An 18,271-nucleotide genomic window follows, 5' to 3' on the forward strand; every position below is an offset into this window, starting at 1 on the left:
CGGCGCCATGCGCCCTGCACAGGAGCCCTTTTGCTCGGCTGCAAATCAGGTTACGATCTTGCCACTATAAAACTTGGCGGAGACACCATGAGCGGCCCGAAATACCCCGGTTTCGATACTTTATCCCTGCACGCGGGCGCCGCGCCCGACCCGGCCACGGGCGCGCGCGCCACGCCCATCCATTTCACGTCCTCGTTTGCCTTCAAGAGCTCGGAGCATGCGGCCTCGCTGTTCAATATGGAGCGGGCCGGCCACGTGTATTCGCGCATATCGAATCCCACCAACGCCGTACTGGAAGAGCGCATCGCCGCGCTCGAAGGGGGCGTGGCCGGCATCGCCACGGCCAGCGGCCAGGCCGCCATGCATCTGGGGCTGTCCACCATCGCGGGCGCGGGATCGCACATCGTCGCTTCGCGCGCCCTGTACGGCGGATCGCACAACCTGCTGGCCTACACCCTGAAACGCTTCGGCATAGCCACCACCTTTGTCGATCCGCGCGACGTGGACGCCTGGCGCGCCGCCATCCGCCCAGATACAAAAGTGCTGTTTGCGGAAACCCTGGGCAATCCCGGCCTCGACGTGCTGGACATCCCGAGCATCGCCGCCCTGGCGCACGAACACCAGTTGCCGCTGATGCTCGATTCGACGTTTACCACGCCGTATCTGCTACGCCCCTTCGAGCATGGCGCCGACCTGGTGTTCCACTCGGCCACCAAGTTTTTATGCGGCCACGGCACGGCCATCGGCGGCCTGCTCGTCGATGGCGGCACCTTCGACTGGCAGGCGGCGTACGACAGGACGGGCCGTTTCGCCGAATTGTGCGAACCGTATGAAGGCTTCCACGGCATGGTCTTTGCCGAGGAATCGACGGTGGCGCCGTTTGCCCTGCGCGCGCGGCGCGAAGGCTTGCGCGATTTCGGCGCCGTCATGAGCCCGCACAACGCCTTCGCCATCCTGCAGGGCATCGAAACCCTGGGCTTGCGCATGGACCGCCACGTGGCCAACACGCGCAAGGTGATTGACTTCCTGCTGGCCAATCCGGCCGTGGAATCCGTGTCCTATCCCGAACTGCCGTCGCATCCCGACTACGAACTGGCGAAAACCCTGCTGCCGAAAGGCGCGGGCGGCGTGTTCACCTTCCGCCTGCGCGGCGACCGCGCGGCGGGCCAGCGCTTTGTCGACAGCCTGAAGATCTTCTCGCACCTGGCCAATGTGGGCGACGCCAAGTCGCTCGTCATCCACCCCGCCTCCACCACGCATTTCCGCGTGCCCGACGATCAGCTGGAACAGGCCGGCATCACGCAGGGCACAATGCGTTTATCGGTAGGCCTGGAAGACGCCGATGATTTGATCGAAGACCTGGCCCGTGGCCTGAAACTGTCGCAGAAAGGCGCCTGAGATGCTGTTCACCATCGACAATACCGTCGCCTACTGCTACACGGGCGGCAAACCATACAACCCGGGCCAGCCGACGGCCGTCTTCATCCACGGCGCGCAGAACGACCATTCCGTGTGGGCCCTGCAAACGCGCTATTTTGCCCACCACGGCTGGAACGTGCTGGCCGTCGACTTGCCCGGCCACGGGCGCAGCCTGGGTACGGCAAAGGATAATGTCGCAGACCTGGCGCGCTGGATACTGGCCGTGCTGGACGCCGCCGGCGCGGCCAAGGCCATGCTGATCGGGCACAGCATGGGTTCATTGATCGCGCTGGAAGCGGCGCACCTGGCGCCGGAGCGGGTCAGCCACCTGGCCATGCTGGGCTCCACCTACCCGATGAAGGTGTCGCTGGCTCTGCTGGAAACGTCGCTCAAGGATGAACAGGCGGCCATCGACATGGTCAATATCTGGTCGCATTCGTCGATCGCGCAAAAGCCGTCCTTCCCCGGCCCCGGTTTCTATGCCATGGGCGGCGCGCGGCGCTTGAAACAGCGCATCGCCGCCCTCAATCCCGATCACGTGTTTCACACGGATTTTTTTGCCTGCAATGCCTACGCGAACGGCGAAATCGCCGCCGCTTCGGTACACTGCCCGACTTTATTCATTTTCGGCGCGCGCGACATGATGACGCCGCCCAAATCGACCCGGCTGCTGACAGCGGCAATCGCGCATGGCACGGTGGTCCAGGTCGACAGCGGGCACGAATTGATGGCCGAGCAGCCCGACGCCGTGCTCGACGCGCTGTTTGCGTTTGCGCAGGCAGCGTGAGCGCATGTTTTTTAGGATAGATGGACGATGTTGCTGAATACCCTGTTTGACGAATTGACTGGCCGCGGCAGCGGCACGGAAGATGAACGCTACGAACGCTATAAATGGCTGGAACAGCTGCGCTTCACCAACCCGCTGGCGGACGAAGGCGGCCCCATGGCCGGCATTCCGTACTACCAATGGTGCCGGCTGCCGCAGGCGCTCGTCGTGGCGGGCCAGCACACGGATCTGCTGGTCGGCACCACGAGCTCCCAGTACCTGGTCTTCGAGGGCCGCCACGCGGCAGCCTTCGCGGCCGAACTGGGCCTGCAATACGACGCCAACAACCGCATCGACCGCCCCGGTGGCCTCGACGAGCTGCTCGACGCCTATGAAGAGCAGGCGGACGGCAGCTGGAACACCCTGCCGGATGAACCGCCAACGCCACCGCTGGCCGGCTGGGACGATGTGTACTTCCGCGTGCGCGACCTGAGCGACGGCAGGACCATCCAGAGCGTGACGACCATCGCCTACGAGAGCAGCCGCTTCCCTGGCTACACCCTGCTGGGCACGACCATGGTGGGTGTCGGCGCCATCATCCACGACGACGAAACGGCGCAGTATATGCAGCAAATCTTCGCCGACTGGGCCATCCAGCGCGATTGCGCCGCCACCTGCCCGGTGTCGTCCACGCCCTGGCCCCACACGCCGCGCCAGCTGCCTCCCTCCCCGTTCGACTTTAGCCGCAACCTGGCTTACCTCGACGCCCTGCTGGCCGCCTATGTCCGCGCGCAGGCGCAGGCGGAAAACGACGGTGGCGACGCGGCCTACTGGGCGTGCGCGGCCGCCAGCACGGCTTACCAGGTCTTCTCGCTGCGCTACACGGCAGGCTTGCCCTTGCCTGACGTGGAAACGGCGCTGGAAGCGGCCGTTGCCGCCTGCGAAACGGCGCGCGCGGCCCTGGCCGAGGCCTACGATGACGACGCCTTGCCCGCCTTTGATTTCGAACAATTGACGGACTATGCGCGCACCCTGCAGCTGCTGGGCGCGACGCTGCTGTTCGGCCGCCACGACCTGGCCGCGCGCCTGACCGCCCTGCAGACGGCCTTCGATGGCGAAGATGGCGTGTACGAAGCGCTGTTGTCCGCCATCGATCCGCAGCGTCCCGCCGTCGACGAATGGTATTTCGCCGAGCCCTATTCGGCCCTGTACGAGTGCCTGGACGCGGACGATCCCGCGCAGCAGCGCGAACACCTGCGGCATTACCTGGCTACCTGGCATGGCGCGCTGGTGCACGAAGACTGGTTCAACGGCCATTTGCGTGCGCAGGGCCTGGGCGGCTACTACGGCCTGTGGGCCTTCGAGGCCGCCGCCGCGGCAAAGCAGCTGGGACTCGATCGCGGCGCGCTGGCGCACTGGGTCATGCCGCCGGCGCCCTGACCATCCAACATTTTGAACGAAGAGACATGATCAATACCGCAGCCCTGTTCAGCACCGCCTTTTTGCCCGGCCAAGCCGGTTTCGACACCGATACGATCACGGGCCTGGCCGAATGGCGGCTGGACATACCGATGCTGTTCAAGCTGCTCGTCGGCGCCGGCGCGCAAGCCACCGCCTGGCCCATCTACGGCGATGGCGAGGACTGCCCCTGCGTGCTGGCAGCGCCAATGGTCCAGGCGCAAGCCAGCTGGCAAGCCTTGTCCGCCCTGATGGACAGGCCGCGCGACGCGGCCGCCATCGTCGCGCGCAGCGCCATCAGCACCCTGCTGGCGGGCGGCCAGCCGTGGCTGATCCTCGATTGCGTGCAGTTGATCCCGCACGATATCGACACGCCGGAGTATGCGGCCGGGCTCGAGGGCCTGCGCGCCGAGGCGCAAGCCCTGCACCTTGCCCTGCAGCGTGGCGAGCGGGAAGCGCTGGCGCCCCTGCTGGCCGCCGGCGCCGCATCGCCCGCCACCGGCTACTGGTCGGCCACGGCCGTCGCGCAACTGGCCGATGTCGAGGAACTCGCCGCGGACGAACTGCCTTTCCTGCAAGGCCTGGAAGTGGTGGGATGGGAGGAAGACGTGCTGTGCCATGAAGTGAGCGCCGCCGGCGAACCGGACGTCACCGGCCTGGTCACGCCCTATGGCCGCTGGATCGTGCCGCTGTCGCAGCGCTATGTCGACCTGGGCGTTTACTACGCGGACGATGGCTGGATCACCTTTGCCACGGCGGATGCCCCCGATGCGCACGGCGTGCTAGACCTCAACGGTACGGTGATGCTGCCGCCCGCCCCCGGCGCCCTGTATGTGATTACCCCCCATCTGTTGCAGCAGATCGATGCGGACGGCGCCAGCCGCCTGCTGCGCCTGCCAGATGGCGCGCTGCTCATCGACAGGGTGGACAACATATGCTTGCGCGAAGACGGCTTGATCGACATCGAGCGCCAGACGGACCAGACAGACGATGACGAGAAGCACAATGTCTGCGGCGTACTCGACAAGACAGGCAAGGTCGTGGTGCCGCCGGCCTACAGCTCCGTGCAGGATTTCGGCACAAAGAAAAAAATCGCCGTCGTCAGCCAGCGCATCGCCGGGCGCTTCCTGTTTGGCCTGGTCAATAGCCAGGGCGAGCTGCTGGCGCCCTGCCAGTACGAAGCCATCGACTGCGCCACCACCTCGTCGCCGCCCAAGCTGCGCAAGAACCTGATCTTCGCCATCGATGCGCAGGGGCTGGCCTGCATGCTGACACTGGATGGAAAACAGGTCTTCACGCCCCTGTACCCACCGGCCCACCATCTGCGCGGCGTGGCCGTGCAAAGCGATTTTTTATATGTGGTCAAGGATGGCATGGCCTGGAGCATGGATTTCACGGGCCAGCTGCTGGAACAGTTCGACACCGTGGAAAACTTCCAGGCGGCCGTCACGGCCCAGCTGAGCGCGGCCCTGGGCCTGAGCAAGAAAAAGCCCGTCAGGCGCCGCAGCTTTACGCCGCCGCAGATCCTGGCGCGGGCCGACCGCGAACAGTTGCGCGCCATGGCTGCCCTGCTCTTGCTGGGCGATGCGGAACTGGCCGCACGCTGCGTGGACATCACTTTGGAAGAGCTGGCGGAGGACGACCCGGAAGAAGAATACGAAGGCGAGACGCCCGAAGCGGCGTGTTTCTTCCTGCTCTGGTCCACGGCCGCCGATGTGCTGGGCCACGGCACCACCCTGGACTGGAAAGCCGTCGATGAAGTGCCGCGCATCGGCCAGCATATCGAACTGCCCGCGCTGCGGGACTTCCGCTGGACGGAGCGGGAAGATGACGACGCGATGGCCGAAGGCCTGGCCGCCATCGCCGCCCACCTGGCGCCGCATCAGCTGCGCCTGGTGAACGTGCAAGGCGGCGAAGACACGTATTACCTGGGCGTGTTGCGGGAGCAGGATGCGGCCGCGTTCAGCAAGGTGGCGCTGCAGGCGGCCTTGCGGCCCGTGCTGCTGTGACAGTTTGCCGGCCCTGGGGGGGGTGCGCCCTGACCCCGCACCGGATTTGGCCGCTTTCCCGGCACTTTCGGAACGAACGAAGACTGGGGCCGGCTTTTGCCATGACGCCCGCGCTTGCTGCGCGGTGCGTGTTGCCACTGTAGTTACTTGGCAGAGCGGTCGAATAGCGCCTTGTCAAAACGCAAGGTAATGACTTCCGTATCGTCCGGCTTGCCAAGCTTGCGGCCATCTTCGCCCGGGTAGTTCGTGTCGATGGCCACCACCAGCGTATTGGCATCGAGCACTTCCACGCTTTCCACCGAATCGAATGGCATGCTGAACTTACCAGCCGGCATATTGGTCAGCTGCGCGCCGATGCCCTTGGGATCGGAGATATTGAGCAAATCGACCAGCAGCGTTTTCTTCAGTGCACCGTCGGCATCCTTTTCCTTCAGGTCCACCAGGTACAGGCGCTTGATCACGGCCTTGGCGCCCCAGAAGCCATCGCGCTCGATCAGCACGAACTTGCTGCCGCCTACATTGGTCATGTCGCCGATCACCACGCCATTGTCCTTGGGCGTGCCATCCTTGCGGTACATGAGGTTCTTGCCCGTGTAGCGCATGGCGCCGCGGTCGAACTCGAAGATGTTCAGGTAGCGTTCATCGGCAGCGACGGGCCGCAGCGACGGGTCCGTCGGCGCCGCTTCCGGCACCGCATACAGCAGGCTGCGGTCAGCGTTGTAGGCCAGGCTTTCGAAGCCGCGGCTGCCTGACAAGGTTATGCTGGCGCCCTTGCCCAGCACTTCCGGATTGGCCGGGCTGCGCAGGAAGGGATGGGGAACCGGATCGCCCATCAGCGTGCCGTTTCTGTCGAAGTGCAGGATGTAGGGGCCGAATTCTTCGCCCACGAAATACGTGCCATCGGCAGCGCGCGCAAGTGATTCAATGTCGAAGTCGAAACCGGTCAGCCAACGCCCGGCGCGAATGCGCGGGTCCACGGGAATGCCACTGTCGGCAAAGACCAGCCCGCCGGTGGTGTTGCTTGGGTAATTGACATAGTCGGCCGTGATCTTCAGATCGACGCCCTTGCCGTCGTTTAAGAAGCCCTTGGCGTCGTTGAAGGCGAGGAAACTGTTGATCTTGATGCTGCCAGGCGTCTTGCTGGCGTCCGCGGCCGTGCGAAAGTCGATGCTGGCGTTATACAGGCCCAGCAAGAAATCGGCTGAATTACCCTTGGCGCCATAGCCGTTGTCGGCCATGGCAGTCCAGCTGCCGTCGCCATTCTTGAGCAGTGCAGAGAAACCGGGAATCGGCACGCCAGTGACAAAAGGCGGGGTGACGCCCAGCATCGTGGTCGTAAACTGCCCGGAAATCGGCCCTGGCCAGCGCGCCGTATCCGGCAATGCGGCCCAACCCGCGAGCTGGTGCGGCAAGCCCTCTCCCTCTTTCGGCCCCGCCTCCGGGGCGGCCGTGGAACTGCCACCACAGGCAGCCAGCACGCCGCTGACGGCGGCGATGGCCAGTCCACGGAAAAAGGTCAAGCCGCTCAAATGACAACGCATATTTTTCCCCTACGAGATGAATGGAGAGGAAAAGATTACCGGCCTTCAATGACTGCGTTATGACTTTGTAACTTTATGGAATTTTATTTAATTCGTGTAAAAATCGTTCAAAAATTCAATATTTATAAAATACTCCCCAACGCGGCATCGCCCCGTCAGGCGCAGCCCACTTTCCCGAAATGCTGCGCCAGACTCATGCCCAGGCCCTCTTCCACCGCATTTTCCACCTTCGCGGCGAGCGCAGCTGCCTCTTCGGCCGCCTTGACGAGGCCCAGACGCGCGCTACGGTGGATGTGGCCGCGCTCACCAGGGTCGAACCGCCAATTCTTCCTAAATGACGCCAGCTGTACGCGGGCTGAAACATTCAAACTAACATCATATATTTCCATATGGAAATATATGATGTTATATGGAATCATTTTAATTTTTCACCCATATCAATTAATACAAATAAAAAAATAAATAAGACGAGGTGCGTTGAAAAAAAATCCATGTGGCAATACACTTTTCTTTTTGGAAATATAAAGAAGAGTATATGAAAATTATTTCAGCAATAAAATCCTGTATCGCCATCGGCCTGTTGCTGTCGAGCGGCCTCACCTTGGCGCAGGGCACGCCAATTATTGACATAGACAATTCCCAAGGAAGAGGTTCATTCCCTATTGGCTACAGCTCTTATCAGCAAACTTTCAATACTCAAACGTCAGGACTGTTATCTGGAATGGAATTATTTGCCAATTCAGACGTAGCATCATTCAATGGCACCATGTCGTTCAAACTGCAAGTGGGTGAATCCCAGACCTGGTATACGGGCGGTTGGACAGCAAACGTAATGGCGACCGCAAAAAACGGGAAATTCGCTATCGATTTAAAAAAGTATGATATTCATGTGAATTCCGGCGACGCTGTGATGTTTCAAGTCCAGGCTCAACCTGGCTATGACCCAATAGCCGTCATGGTAGCAATGCAATCAGTCGGCACCTTGCTTCAGCAAAGCCGCACAACTGGCGGCATAATACTTGGAGTTTCGCCCGCATTGGATCGCAGTATCGCTTTCAACTCATTCGTTATTCCCGATAACATTCCCGCTATTCCGGAACCGAGCACCTATGCCATGCTCCTGGCGGGATTGATGTACACAGGCTTTGTGCTGCGCAAGAAAAAAGCGATGCAAACATGAACAAGCTGAGCCTGGCACCATAGCAAAATCACGCGCAGCGCACTTCGCCGAAATGCTGGGCCAAAGTCAGGCCCAGCCCCTGCTCCACAGCGTTTTCCACCTGCGCCGCCAGGGCGGCTGCCTCTTCCGCCGCCTTGATATCGCGTTCATTGGTGGAACCGGCCGGATAGCCGGAGTTCACGCGCATGCCGCCAAAGACGAACAGCCGGTAGACATCGGCCAGGCTGATGCGGTTGACGTTGCCCAGCAAGACCCAGTGGTCGGAACTGTCGGCCACGCGCTTGCCCCACTGTACCCGCACGGCGCCCTCCACGTTGACTCTTCCTACCCAGCCCTGCTGCACCATCTTGTCGAGCAGGGTTTCCATCTCTTCGAAACCCAGGCGCGTGCTGCGGCGGATCTCGGCCGCGCCCACCAGGGCCGAATCGGCGCAGTGGCAAGCCTGGTGCAGCACTTTCAAAATGGCGACAGCATCGACGAATTCGCTGCCCGGCACCGCTTCGTACCACCAGCGTTCATATTTCACGACGGGCAAGGCAGCCACCAGCAAGGCACCCACCAAGGTGATCATCCAGCTCAGGTAAATCCACACGAGGAACAGCGGCAAGGCGGCCAGTGCGCCGTAGATGCGCGAATAGGTGGGGAATTCCTGGATGAATTCGCCGAAGCCCCGCTTGGCCACCTCGAACGCCAGCGCCGCCAGCAGGCCGCCCCAGGCTGCGTCGCGCCAATCCACGTCGCGGTTCGGCACGGCGATGTAGAGCAGGGTAAACGCCAGCATGGTCAGGCCAATCGACACCAGGGTATAGAACACGGTGCCGAGGAACGGCACGGCGCCCACCACGCCGCTGGTGGCGATGAAGACGCGCGAGGTCACCGTCAGCGACACGCCGACCAGCAAAGGCCCCAGGGTGACGATGGCCCAGTAGACCAGCAGGCGCTTGGTCCAGCGGCGCTCCTGGCGCACGCGCCAGATGCGGTTGAAGACGCGCTCGATCAAGCCCATCATGCCCACCGAGGTGACGATCAGGGCACCGGCGCCGATGGCCGACAGGCGCGTGGCCTTCGAGGCGAACGTCGTCAGGTAGCCGAGGATGGTGTTCGATATGCCCTTGGGCATCACGCTTTGCACGAAATAATCTTCCAGCGCGTGGCGGAAGGTATTGAACAGGGGGAAAGTGGTGAAGATCGCCAGGGCCAGGGTGAGCAGCGGCACCAGCGCGAACACGGTGGCAAACGTCAGGCTGCCGGCCACTTGCGGCAGGCTTTCTTCGCGCACGCGGCGGCGCGCGAACTGCAGCAGGTCGCGCGTTTCGGACCACGTCAGGCCGCGCACGACGGCGAGCCCCATGCTCAAGGTGCGCCACAGGTATTGGAAGATGGGGAATATATATTTTGAAAACATGTGCTAAATCAGAACGGCGCCATGACAGCAGTCGTATCAGGCTGTAAAGCGCCCTATAATACCAATGATGAAGCCAACCAATCTGATTATTCTCGTATTGTTTTATTCACGCCATGGCGCCACGCGCCAGCTGGCCGAGTTGATAGCCCAGGGAGTGGAAAGCGTGCCTGGCTGCGATGCGCGCCTGCGCACCGTGCCCGCCGTCTCGACGGTGGCCGAAGCGACGGCGCCGGAAGTGCCGCTGGACGGCGCGCCCTACGTGGAACTGGAAGACTTGCAGGAATGCGCGGGCCTGGCCCTGGGGTCGCCCACGCGCTTCGGCAACATGGCCGCCGCCATGAAGTATTTCTGGGATGGCACGGCCAGCGACTGGCTGGCCGGCAGCCTGTCCGGCAAGCCCGCCTGCGTGTTCACGTCCACGGGCAGCCTGCACGGCGGCCAGGAATCGACCCTGCTGTCGATGATGATCCCCCTCTTCCACCACGGCATGCTGGTCATGGGCTTGCCCTACACGCATCCTGAACTGATGACGACGTCCACCGGCGGCTCGCCCTACGGCGCCACGCACTGGTCGGGCATAGACGGCGACAAGGCCTTGAGCGAAGATGAAAAACGCCTGGCCATCGCCCTGGGCCGGCGCCTGGCGGAAAATGCCGCGAAACTGGCAGGCGCATGATGCACGGCGTACTGCACAAGTATCTCCACTGGGGTGCCATCGCCAGCCTCGTCACCCTGATCGTCTGGTGCGTGCTGTGGGAAACCGTGATCGCGCCGCTGCAGCCGGGCGGTTCCTGGGTCGTCCTGAAGGCGGCGCCCCTGCTCATTCCCCTGTACGGCGTCATCAAGCGCGACGTCTACACCCTGCAATGGTCGTCGATGGTGATCCTGCTGTACTTCACGGAAGGCGTGGTGCGCGGCTACAGCGACACGAACGCCACCTCGGCCCTGATGGCCTGGGGCGAGGCGGCCATCGTCTGCATCTATTTTGTCTGCGCCGTGCTGTATCTGCGCCCGTATAAAAAGGCGGCCAAGCGCATGGCCAGGGAACTGCTGGAAAAAGTGAATAAAGTGAGCATCAAGAAATGAGCGACAAGCCTATGACTGACCAAGCCGACTTCCTCGCCGCCTGCCGCGACCTGCTGGGCGGCACCTACGTCCTCACCCAGGACGCCGACACGGCGCCCTTCCTCACCGACTGGCGCGACAGGTTTACCGGCAAGGCCCTGGCCGTGCTGCGCCCTGCCACCGTGGCGCAAGTGGCCGGCGTGCTGCGCGCCTGCGCGCAATGGCAGGTTCCCGTCGTGCCGCAAGGCGGCAACACGGGCCTGGTACTGGGCAGCATACCCGATGCGGCCGGCACGGCCATCGTGCTGTCGCTGGCGCGCCTGAACAGCATCCGCGCGCTCGATCCCGTCAACCGCACCATCACGGTCGACGCGGGCTGCATTCTGCAAACCATCCAGGAAGCGGCCAGCGCCGCCGGCTGCCTGTTCCCCCTGTCGCTGGCGGCCGAGGGCAGCTGCACCATCGGCGGCAACCTGGCGACGAATGCGGGCGGCACGGCCGTGCTGCGTTACGGCAATACGCGCGAGCTGTGCCTGGGTCTGGAAGTGGTCACGCCGCAGGGCGAAGTCTGGAGCGGCTTGCGCGGCCTGCGCAAGGACAATACCGGCTACGATTTGCGCGACCTGTACATCGGCGCCGAGGGTACTTTGGGCGTGATCACCGGCGCGGTCATGAAGTTGTATCCGCAGCCGAAAGCCTGCATCACGGCGCTGGCCGCCATGCCCTCGCCCGCCCATGCGCTGCGCCTGCTCTCGCTGATGCAGGACCATTGCGGCGCCAGCCTGACGGGTTTTGAATTGATGTCGCAGTACTGTTTGCAGCTGGTGGCGGAGCAGTTCCCGCAGCTGCCGCGCCCATTCGCCGACGCGCACGGCCAGTATGTGCTGCTCGAATTGTCCAGCAGCCAGTCCGAGGCGCACGCCGTGGAATTGCTGGAAGCGAGCATCGGCGCAGCCCTGGAAGACGAGTTGATCGAAGACGCCGTCGTCGCCAGTTCCGTGGCGCAGTCCGAGGGACTGTGGCAGCTGCGCGAACACATCCCGCTAGCGCAGGCGCAGGCGGGCAAGAACATCAAGCACGATATCTCGCTGCCCATTTCCCGCATCGCCGATTTCATCGCCGTCACGGATGCGGCCCTTGAATCGGCCTTCCCCGGCTGCCAGCTCGTGTGCTTCGGCCACCTGGGAGACGGCAACCTGCATTACAACGTGGCGCCGCCAGCCGGCATGACGGACCAGGATTTCCTGTCCAACCAGGATGCCATCAACCGCATCGTGCACGACCAGGTCCACGGCTTTGGCGGCTCGATTTCGGCCGAACACGGCATCGGCGCCCTGAAAAAGGACGACCTGGCCCGTTACAAGTCGCCGCTGGAATTGCAGCTGATGCGCGCTGTCAAACAGGCGCTGGACCCGCAGAACATCATGAACCCCGGGAAGATATTGTGAAGCCGTCGCGCATCCTGCTGATAGCCTTGCTGGCCGGTTCCGCCAGTGCGCAGGACGTCTACAAATGCGTGCAGGATGGCCAGACCAGCTACAGCGCCACGCCGTGCACGGCCGGCCAGTTGCAAATCCTGGAGATCCCCGCGCCGCCGCCCGCCATCGACAAGGGCGCGGCCACGCGCCAGGAACGGGTGGCCAGCCAGATGGAAGCGGCGCGCAAGCAGCGCGAGAAGCTCGAAGACCAGGCCCGCGAACGGGCCGCCAAACAGAAGGATATGCACGAGAAGCATTGCGCTCAGCTGCGGCTGGAGCAGAAATGGGCGGCGCAGGATGCCGTCGGCGCCGGCGACAAGAACCGCGATGCGGCGCAACTGAAAGCGCGGCGCGCCGGCGAACGCCTGGCCGTCGAATGCCTGAATTGATTGCGCCGCTGGCCAGCCCGGCGACGACGCGCCTGCTGTCGCGCTGGCTGCTGCTGGGCGAATGGCGCGCGCATCCCGTGCGCGCCCTCGTCGCCATCCTCGCCATCGCCATCGGCGTGTCGCTGGGCTTTGCCATCCACCTGATCAACGCGGCCGCCTTCAATGAATTTTCCACGGCCGTCAAAAGCCTGTCCGGCCAGGCCGATGTGCAGGTGGCGGGGCGCGAAGCGCTGTTCGACGAATCCATCTACCCGTGGCTGGCGCAGCGCGACGGCGTGGCAGTGGCCTCGCCCGTGCTGGAGCTGCAGGCTACTGTGGCCGGCAAGAAGGAAGGCGGCCCGCTGCACATCCTGGCGCTCGACGTCTTCCGCGCCGGCTTCATCTCGCCCGACCTGATCGGCGCGCCGGCCGAAGGCCAGCCTTTCGACACCCTGGCCGACGACGCCCTCTTTTTGTCGCCAGCCGCCCTGCGCTGGCTCAAAGTGACCGAAGGCGGACAGGTCGCCCTGCAATCGGGCACGGGCACGGTATCCCTGCGCGTGGCCGGTTCGCTGCAGCGGGCGCGTACCGGCCAGCGCATCGCCGTGATGGATATCGGCGCGGCGCAGTGGCGCTTCGAAAAAACTGGCAAGCTGTCGCGCATCGATTTGAAACTGCGCCAGGGCGTGAACCGCAGCGCCTTCCAGGCGGCTCTCTCCCGCGCGCTGGAAGCGCAATACCCGGGGCGTTTCCAGGTAGGCCAGCCGAATGACGAAAACCAGAATAGCCGCAACAATAACCTCAGCCGCGCCTACCGGGTCAACCTGACGGTGCTCGCCCTCGTCGCCCTGTTTACGGGCGCGTTCCTCGTGTTTTCCACGCAGGCCCTGTCCGTCATCCGCCGCCGCGGCCAGTTCGCGCTGCTGCGCGTGCTGGGCATGGAACGGGGCCAGCTGCTGCGCCAGGTGCTGCTGGAGGGCGCCAGCCTCGGTATCGTCGGCGCGGCGCTGGGCATCGCCGGCGGCTATGCCATGGCGGCCGTCGCCCTGCGCTTTTTCGGCGGCGACCTGGGCGCCGGCTATTTCGCGGGCGTGCAGCCGCAGGTGCAGTTCACGCCCGTCGCCGCCTTCGTCTACTTCGCCCTGGGTCTCGGTGTCGCCTTGCTGGGCTGCGCCGCGCCCGCGCTGGAAGCGGCGCGCGCCGCCCCCGCCATCGCCCTGAAATCGGGCAGCGAGGAAGTCGTGACGACGCGCCTGGCGAAAACCTGGCCCGCGCTGGCTTGCCTGCTGCTGGCCGGCGCCTTGACGTTCTTGCCGCCCGTGTTCGAGCTGCCCCTGTTCGGCTATCTGTCCATCGCGCTGCTGCTGATCGGCGCCATCGCCCTGATGCCGCAGCTGGCGGCCGTCGTCTTCCGCTTCCTGCAGCGCGCCTGGCTGCGCACGGAAACGAGCAAGCATGCGCCCGTGCGCAGCCTGACCCTGTCCCGACTGGCGAACGCCTCGGGCCAGGCTGGCATCGCCCTCGGTGGCGTACTGTCGAGTTTTAGCCTGATGGTGGCGATGGCCATCATGGTGTCGAGTTTCCGCGTTTCCGTCGACGACTGGCTGCTGCAGATCTTGCCGGCCGACGTGTATGCGCGCACGGCCGCCAGCGGCGGCACGGCGGGCCTGAATCCACGCGAACAAGCGAGCATCACCGCCCTGCCCGAGGTGGCCAGGGTGGACTTCCAGCGCGTGCGCTCGCTGTCGCTGGCAGCCGACCGCCCGAATGTAGCGCTGCTGGCGCGTCCCGTCAATCTGGCCGATCCGGGCAAGAGCATGGTGCTGGTGGGCGATACACTGCCCGTGCCGGCAGGCAGCCGGCCCGTGTGGCTGTCCGAAGCGGCGGCCGACCTGTATAACGTCAAACCTGGCCAGTCCATAGCCCTGCCGCTGGCGGGCGGCTTGCACACCTTCTTTGTTGCCGGCATCTGGCGCGACTATGCGCGCTCTTCCGGCGCCATCCAGATGCCGCTGGACGACTACCGCGCGCTGACGGGCGACCTCGATGTCAGCGATGCGGCCCTGTGGCTGGCCAAGGACGCCACGGGCGACGCGCTGCAACAGCGCCTGAAAGCGCTGCCGTTCGGCGCCAACCTGGAAGTGTCGAATCCGTCGGCCATCCGCGCCCTGAGCCTGCAGATCTTCGACCGCAGCTTCGCCGTCACCTATCTGCTGGAAGCCATCGCCATCGTCATCGGCCTGTTTGGCGTGGCCGCCACGTTCTCGGCCCAGACCCTGGCGCGCGCGCGCGAATTCGGCATGCTGCGCCACGTGGGCGTGACGCGCGGGCAAATCTTGTCCATCCTGGCGCTGGAAGGCGGCGCGCTGACGGCACTGGGCATCGCCACCGGTTTCATCCTCGGCCTGTTGATCAGCTTTGTGCTGGTCTTCATCGTCAATCCGCAATCGTTCCACTGGACCATGCAGCTGCACCTGCCGTGGCCCTTGATCGCCACCGTGGCCGGCGCCCTGTTGACGGCAGCCGCTGCGACGGCGCTGATCGCGGGTCGTCAGGCGCTGTCCGCAGGACCCATACGCGCCGTCAGGGAGGACTGGTAATGCGCCGTTTGACTCTTTTACTCGCGTTCTGCAGCGCCGCCGCCACCGCCGCGCCGCCCGCCTTCGCCCCCGTCACGCCGCTGCCGGCCGGCCAGACCCTGCGCCTGCCGCACGACTTCGGCGCCCATCCCGCGTACAAGACGGAATGGTGGTACGCCACGGGCTGGGTAAAAACCAGCGGCGGCGAACAACTGGGCTACCAGGTGACCTTCTTTCGCAGCGCCACGGCCACCGATGCGGACAACCCCAGCGCATTTGCGCCGAAACAGCTGATCATCGGCCACGCGGCCCTGTCCGACCCGAAAGTAGGCAAGCTGCTGCACGACGAGAAAAGTGCGCGCGAAGGTTTCGGCCTGGCCTACGCCAAGGTGGGCGACACGGACGTCAAACTCGACGACTGGCGCATGCAGCGGCAAGCGGACGGCAGCTACCGGGTCAGCCTGGCGGCGCGCGAATTCAACTTGCAGCTGACCCTGGCCCCCACCCAGCCCGTGCTGCTGCAGGGAGAAGGCGGCTACTCGCGCAAGGGCGCCCGGCCCGCGCAATCGAGCTACTACTACAGCGAACCGCAGCTGGCTACCCGTGGCACGATTGCGCGCGCGGGCGGCAAGCCGGAAGCCGTGACGGGCACCACCTGGCTCGATCACGAGTGGTCCAGCCAGGTGCTCGATGCGGATGCCAGCGGCTGGAACTGGATAGGCGCCAACCTCGATGATGGCGGCGCCCTGATGGCCTTCCAGATCCGCAGCAAGACAGGTGCTAAACTATGGGCACACGCGACATGGCGCGACGCGTCCGGTAAGATGACGCAGTTCGCGCCTGGCGACGTCGATTTCACGCCCACGCAGCTGTGGCGGTCGCCCCGCACGCAAGCCGAATACCCGGTCGCCACCGAGATCCGCACGGGTGCCACGCGCTGGCAGATCAAGCCGCTGCAGGCAGACCAGGAACTCGATTCGCGCCGCTCGACGGGGGCCGTGTACTGGGAAGGCGCCGTGACGGTGGAGCGCGGCGGCCAGCCGGTGGGCCGCGCCTACCTGGAAATGACGGGCTACGTGCAGCCGATGAAGTTATAAGCAGTACAAAATACAGTAAATACTAAGCGAAAAACAATGACAACCAGCACAGAAACAGGCAGTACGAGTACAGCAACCGCCGCAAGCACCGCACCGACTCCCGACACCGGCACCAGCCGCGAACTGAAAAAAGGCAGCCTGGCCGCCTTCAAGGGCTTGATGCCCTTTCTGACGCCGTACCGCAAGCAGTTCTTCCTGGCCGGTATCGCGCTGGTGGTAGCCGCCGCCTCGACCCTCGCCATTCCCGCCGCGTTCAAGCAGATGATCGACCTCGGCTTCGGCGGCGCGGCCGGCTCGAAGAGCATCCAGCACGTCGACCTGGTGTTCCTCGCCCTGTTTGGCGTGGCGTCCATCCTGGCGCTGGCCACGGCGGCGCGCTTCTATACGGTCTCATGGCTGGGCGAGCGCGTCACGGCCGACATCCGCAGCGCCGTGTACCGCCACGTCGTCACGCAAAGCCCCGCATTCTTTGAAACCACGCAGACGGGCGAAGTCCTGTCGCGCATCACCACCGACACGACCCTGATCCAGGCCGTGGTCGGCACCAGCATTTCCATGGCGCTGCGCAATGTGCTGCTGTTCCTGGGCGGCCTGGTAATGCTGTTCGTCACCAGCGCCAAGCTGGCGGGCATCATCATCGGCCTCCTGATCCTTGTCGTCGTGCCCATCATCGTGTTTGGCCGCAAGGTGCGCAAGCTGTCGCGTGATTCGCAGGACCGCATCGCCGACGCGTCGGCCATGGCCGGCGAAATCCTCAACGCCATGCCTACCGTACAAGCATTTACGCACGAGAAGATCGAATCGAAACGCTTCGGCGACTCCGTCGAAGGCGCCTTCATGACAGCCATGCGCCGCATCCGCGCCCGTGCCTTGCTGACCATGATCGCCATCCTGCTGGTCTTCGGCACCATCGTGTTTGTCTTGTGGCTGGGCGCGCGCGCCGTGCTGGAAGGCTCGATGACGGGCGGCGACCTGGGCCAGTTCATCCTGTACGCGTCCATCGTGGCCGGCGCCATCGGCGCCCTGTCCGAGGTGATGGGCGAAGCGCAGCGCGCCGCCGGCGCCACGGAGCGCCTGCTGGAACTGATGGCCGTGAAATCGGAAATCGCATCGCCGGCCACGCCGCTGCCGCTGCCCGCGCGCGCCGCGACTGGCGCCGCCCTGTCGCTTGACGATGTCATGTTCTCGTACCCGTCGCGTCCGGACACCCACGCGCTGGACCACGTCAGCCTCGACATCCGCGCCGGTGAAACCGTGGCCGTCGTGGGTCCGTCGGGCGCCGGCAAGACCACCCTGTTCCAGCTTTTCTTACGTTTTTATGACCCGCAAAGCGGCAGCATCCGCCTCGATGGCGTGGACATCAAACAGCTGGACCTGCATACCTTGCGCGACGCCATCGGCATCGTGCCGCAAGATACGGTGATCTTCTCGGCTGACGCCATGGAGAATATCCGCTACGGCCGCGCCGGCGCCAGCGACGAGGAAGTCATCGCCGCCGCGAAGATGGCGGCTGCCCACGAATTCATCGAGCGCCTGCCGAACGGCTACAAATCCTTCCTCGGCGAACGGGGCGTGCGCCTGTCCGGCGGCCAGCGCCAGCGCATCGCCATCGCCCGCGCCCTGCTGAAAAACCCGCCGCTGCTGCTGCTCGATGAAGCGACCAGCGCGCTGGACGCGGAATCGGAACGCCTGGTGCAAAAGGCGCTGGAAGCGGCCATGGTAGGCCGCACCACGGTCATCATCGCGCACCGACTGGCGACCGTGCAGCGGGCCGACCGCATCATCGTCATGGAAGACGGCAAGATCGTCGAGACGGGCACGCACGCGTCGCTGGTGGCCATGAAAGGCATCTATGCGAATCTCGCGGCACTGCAATTTCATCACGCACAAATCAATTAAACAGAAC

At 64.3% G+C, this 18,271-nt stretch carries 15 protein-coding genes; 12 read left to right on the plus strand and 3 right to left on the minus strand.

Going from position 1 to position 18,271, the window contains the following annotated elements; genetic code table 11:
* Positions 1–87: 87 nt before the first annotated feature.
* The 4 genes from CSQ91_RS08685 to CSQ91_RS08700 are packed head-to-tail and all read left to right on the plus strand — an operon-like array spanning position 88 to position 5,652.
* Complete coding sequence (locus tag CSQ91_RS08685) at positions 88–1,398, plus strand: O-acetylhomoserine aminocarboxypropyltransferase (protein ID WP_099387989.1); 1,311 nt, start codon at positions 88–90, stop codon at positions 1,396–1,398.
* Between the two features lies 1 nt (position 1,399).
* Complete coding sequence (locus CSQ91_RS08690) at positions 1,400–2,206, plus strand: alpha/beta fold hydrolase (RefSeq protein WP_099387990.1); 807 nt, start codon at positions 1,400–1,402, stop codon at positions 2,204–2,206.
* A gap of 27 nt (positions 2,207–2,233) precedes the next feature.
* On the plus strand, positions 2,234–3,625 hold the full coding sequence (locus tag CSQ91_RS08695; protein ID WP_099387991.1) for a PoNe immunity protein domain-containing protein: 1,392 nt from the start codon (positions 2,234–2,236) through the stop codon (positions 3,623–3,625).
* Between the two features lie 26 nt (positions 3,626–3,651).
* Positions 3,652–5,652, plus strand: coding sequence for a DUF6630 family protein (locus tag CSQ91_RS08700; RefSeq protein WP_099387992.1), 2,001 nt, complete (start codon positions 3,652–3,654; stop codon positions 5,650–5,652).
* Between the two features lie 143 nt (positions 5,653–5,795).
* Here CSQ91_RS08700 and CSQ91_RS08705 read toward each other — a convergent pair whose 3' ends face one another.
* Both CSQ91_RS08705 and CSQ91_RS08710 read right to left on the minus strand, forming a co-directional pair.
* Positions 5,796–7,193, minus strand: a complete 1,398-nt coding sequence (locus tag CSQ91_RS08705) for an esterase-like activity of phytase family protein (protein WP_099387993.1) — start codon at positions 7,191–7,193, stop codon at positions 5,796–5,798.
* A 155-nt stretch (positions 7,194–7,348) separates the two neighbouring features.
* Positions 7,349–7,612: a hypothetical protein gene (locus CSQ91_RS08710; protein ID WP_099387994.1), complete on the minus strand. Its 264-nt coding sequence runs from the start codon at positions 7,610–7,612 to the stop codon at positions 7,349–7,351.
* A gap of 116 nt (positions 7,613–7,728) precedes the next feature.
* On the opposite strand from CSQ91_RS08710, the gene CSQ91_RS08715 reads away from it, so the two are divergent.
* Positions 7,729–8,373: a PEP-CTERM sorting domain-containing protein gene (locus tag CSQ91_RS08715; protein ID WP_099387995.1), complete on the plus strand. Its 645-nt coding sequence runs from the start codon at positions 7,729–7,731 to the stop codon at positions 8,371–8,373.
* A gap of 28 nt (positions 8,374–8,401) precedes the next feature.
* Here the strand turns inward: CSQ91_RS08715 and CSQ91_RS08720 are convergent, their stop codons facing one another.
* Positions 8,402–9,778, minus strand: a complete 1,377-nt coding sequence (locus CSQ91_RS08720) for a YihY family inner membrane protein (RefSeq protein ID WP_257217265.1) — start codon at positions 9,776–9,778, stop codon at positions 8,402–8,404.
* A gap of 67 nt (positions 9,779–9,845) precedes the next feature.
* Between CSQ91_RS08720 and wrbA the strand changes: the two genes are divergently transcribed.
* From wrbA to CSQ91_RS08755, 7 genes are read left to right on the plus strand one after another with little or no spacing between them, the layout of a single operon-like run.
* On the plus strand, positions 9,846–10,454 hold the full coding sequence (gene wrbA, locus CSQ91_RS08725; RefSeq protein WP_070280806.1) for an NAD(P)H:quinone oxidoreductase: 609 nt from the start codon (positions 9,846–9,848) through the stop codon (positions 10,452–10,454).
* Positions 10,454–10,864, plus strand: a complete 411-nt coding sequence (locus tag CSQ91_RS08730; protein ID WP_373630473.1) for a DUF2069 domain-containing protein — start codon at positions 10,454–10,456, stop codon at positions 10,862–10,864. Before wrbA ends, CSQ91_RS08730 begins: the two co-directional genes overlap by 1 nt.
* 11 nt (positions 10,865–10,875) lie before the next feature.
* Positions 10,876–12,291: an FAD-binding oxidoreductase gene (locus CSQ91_RS08735; protein WP_257217266.1), complete on the plus strand. Its 1,416-nt coding sequence runs from the start codon at positions 10,876–10,878 to the stop codon at positions 12,289–12,291.
* Positions 12,288–12,710, plus strand: coding sequence for a DUF4124 domain-containing protein (locus tag CSQ91_RS28880; RefSeq protein ID WP_180278376.1), 423 nt, complete (start codon positions 12,288–12,290; stop codon positions 12,708–12,710). Before CSQ91_RS08735 ends, CSQ91_RS28880 begins: the two co-directional genes overlap by 4 nt.
* On the plus strand, positions 12,698–15,289 hold the full coding sequence (locus CSQ91_RS08745; protein ID WP_099387998.1) for an FtsX-like permease family protein: 2,592 nt from the start codon (positions 12,698–12,700) through the stop codon (positions 15,287–15,289). Before CSQ91_RS28880 ends, CSQ91_RS08745 begins: the two co-directional genes overlap by 13 nt.
* Entirely contained in the window at positions 15,289–16,365 is a 1,077-nt protein-coding gene (locus tag CSQ91_RS08750; RefSeq protein WP_099387999.1) for a lipocalin-like domain-containing protein, read from the plus strand. The genes CSQ91_RS08745 and CSQ91_RS08750 overlap by 1 nt, the downstream gene beginning before the upstream one ends.
* Before the next feature lie 36 nt (positions 16,366–16,401).
* Entirely contained in the window at positions 16,402–18,264 is a 1,863-nt protein-coding gene (locus CSQ91_RS08755) for an ABC transporter transmembrane domain-containing protein (protein WP_099388000.1), read from the plus strand.
* The last annotated feature ends 7 nt before the right edge of the window (positions 18,265–18,271 follow it).

It is taken from the genome of Janthinobacterium sp. BJB301 (assembly GCF_002735685.1).
Classification (GTDB): Bacteria; Pseudomonadota; Gammaproteobacteria; order Burkholderiales; family Burkholderiaceae_D; genus Janthinobacterium; species Janthinobacterium lividum.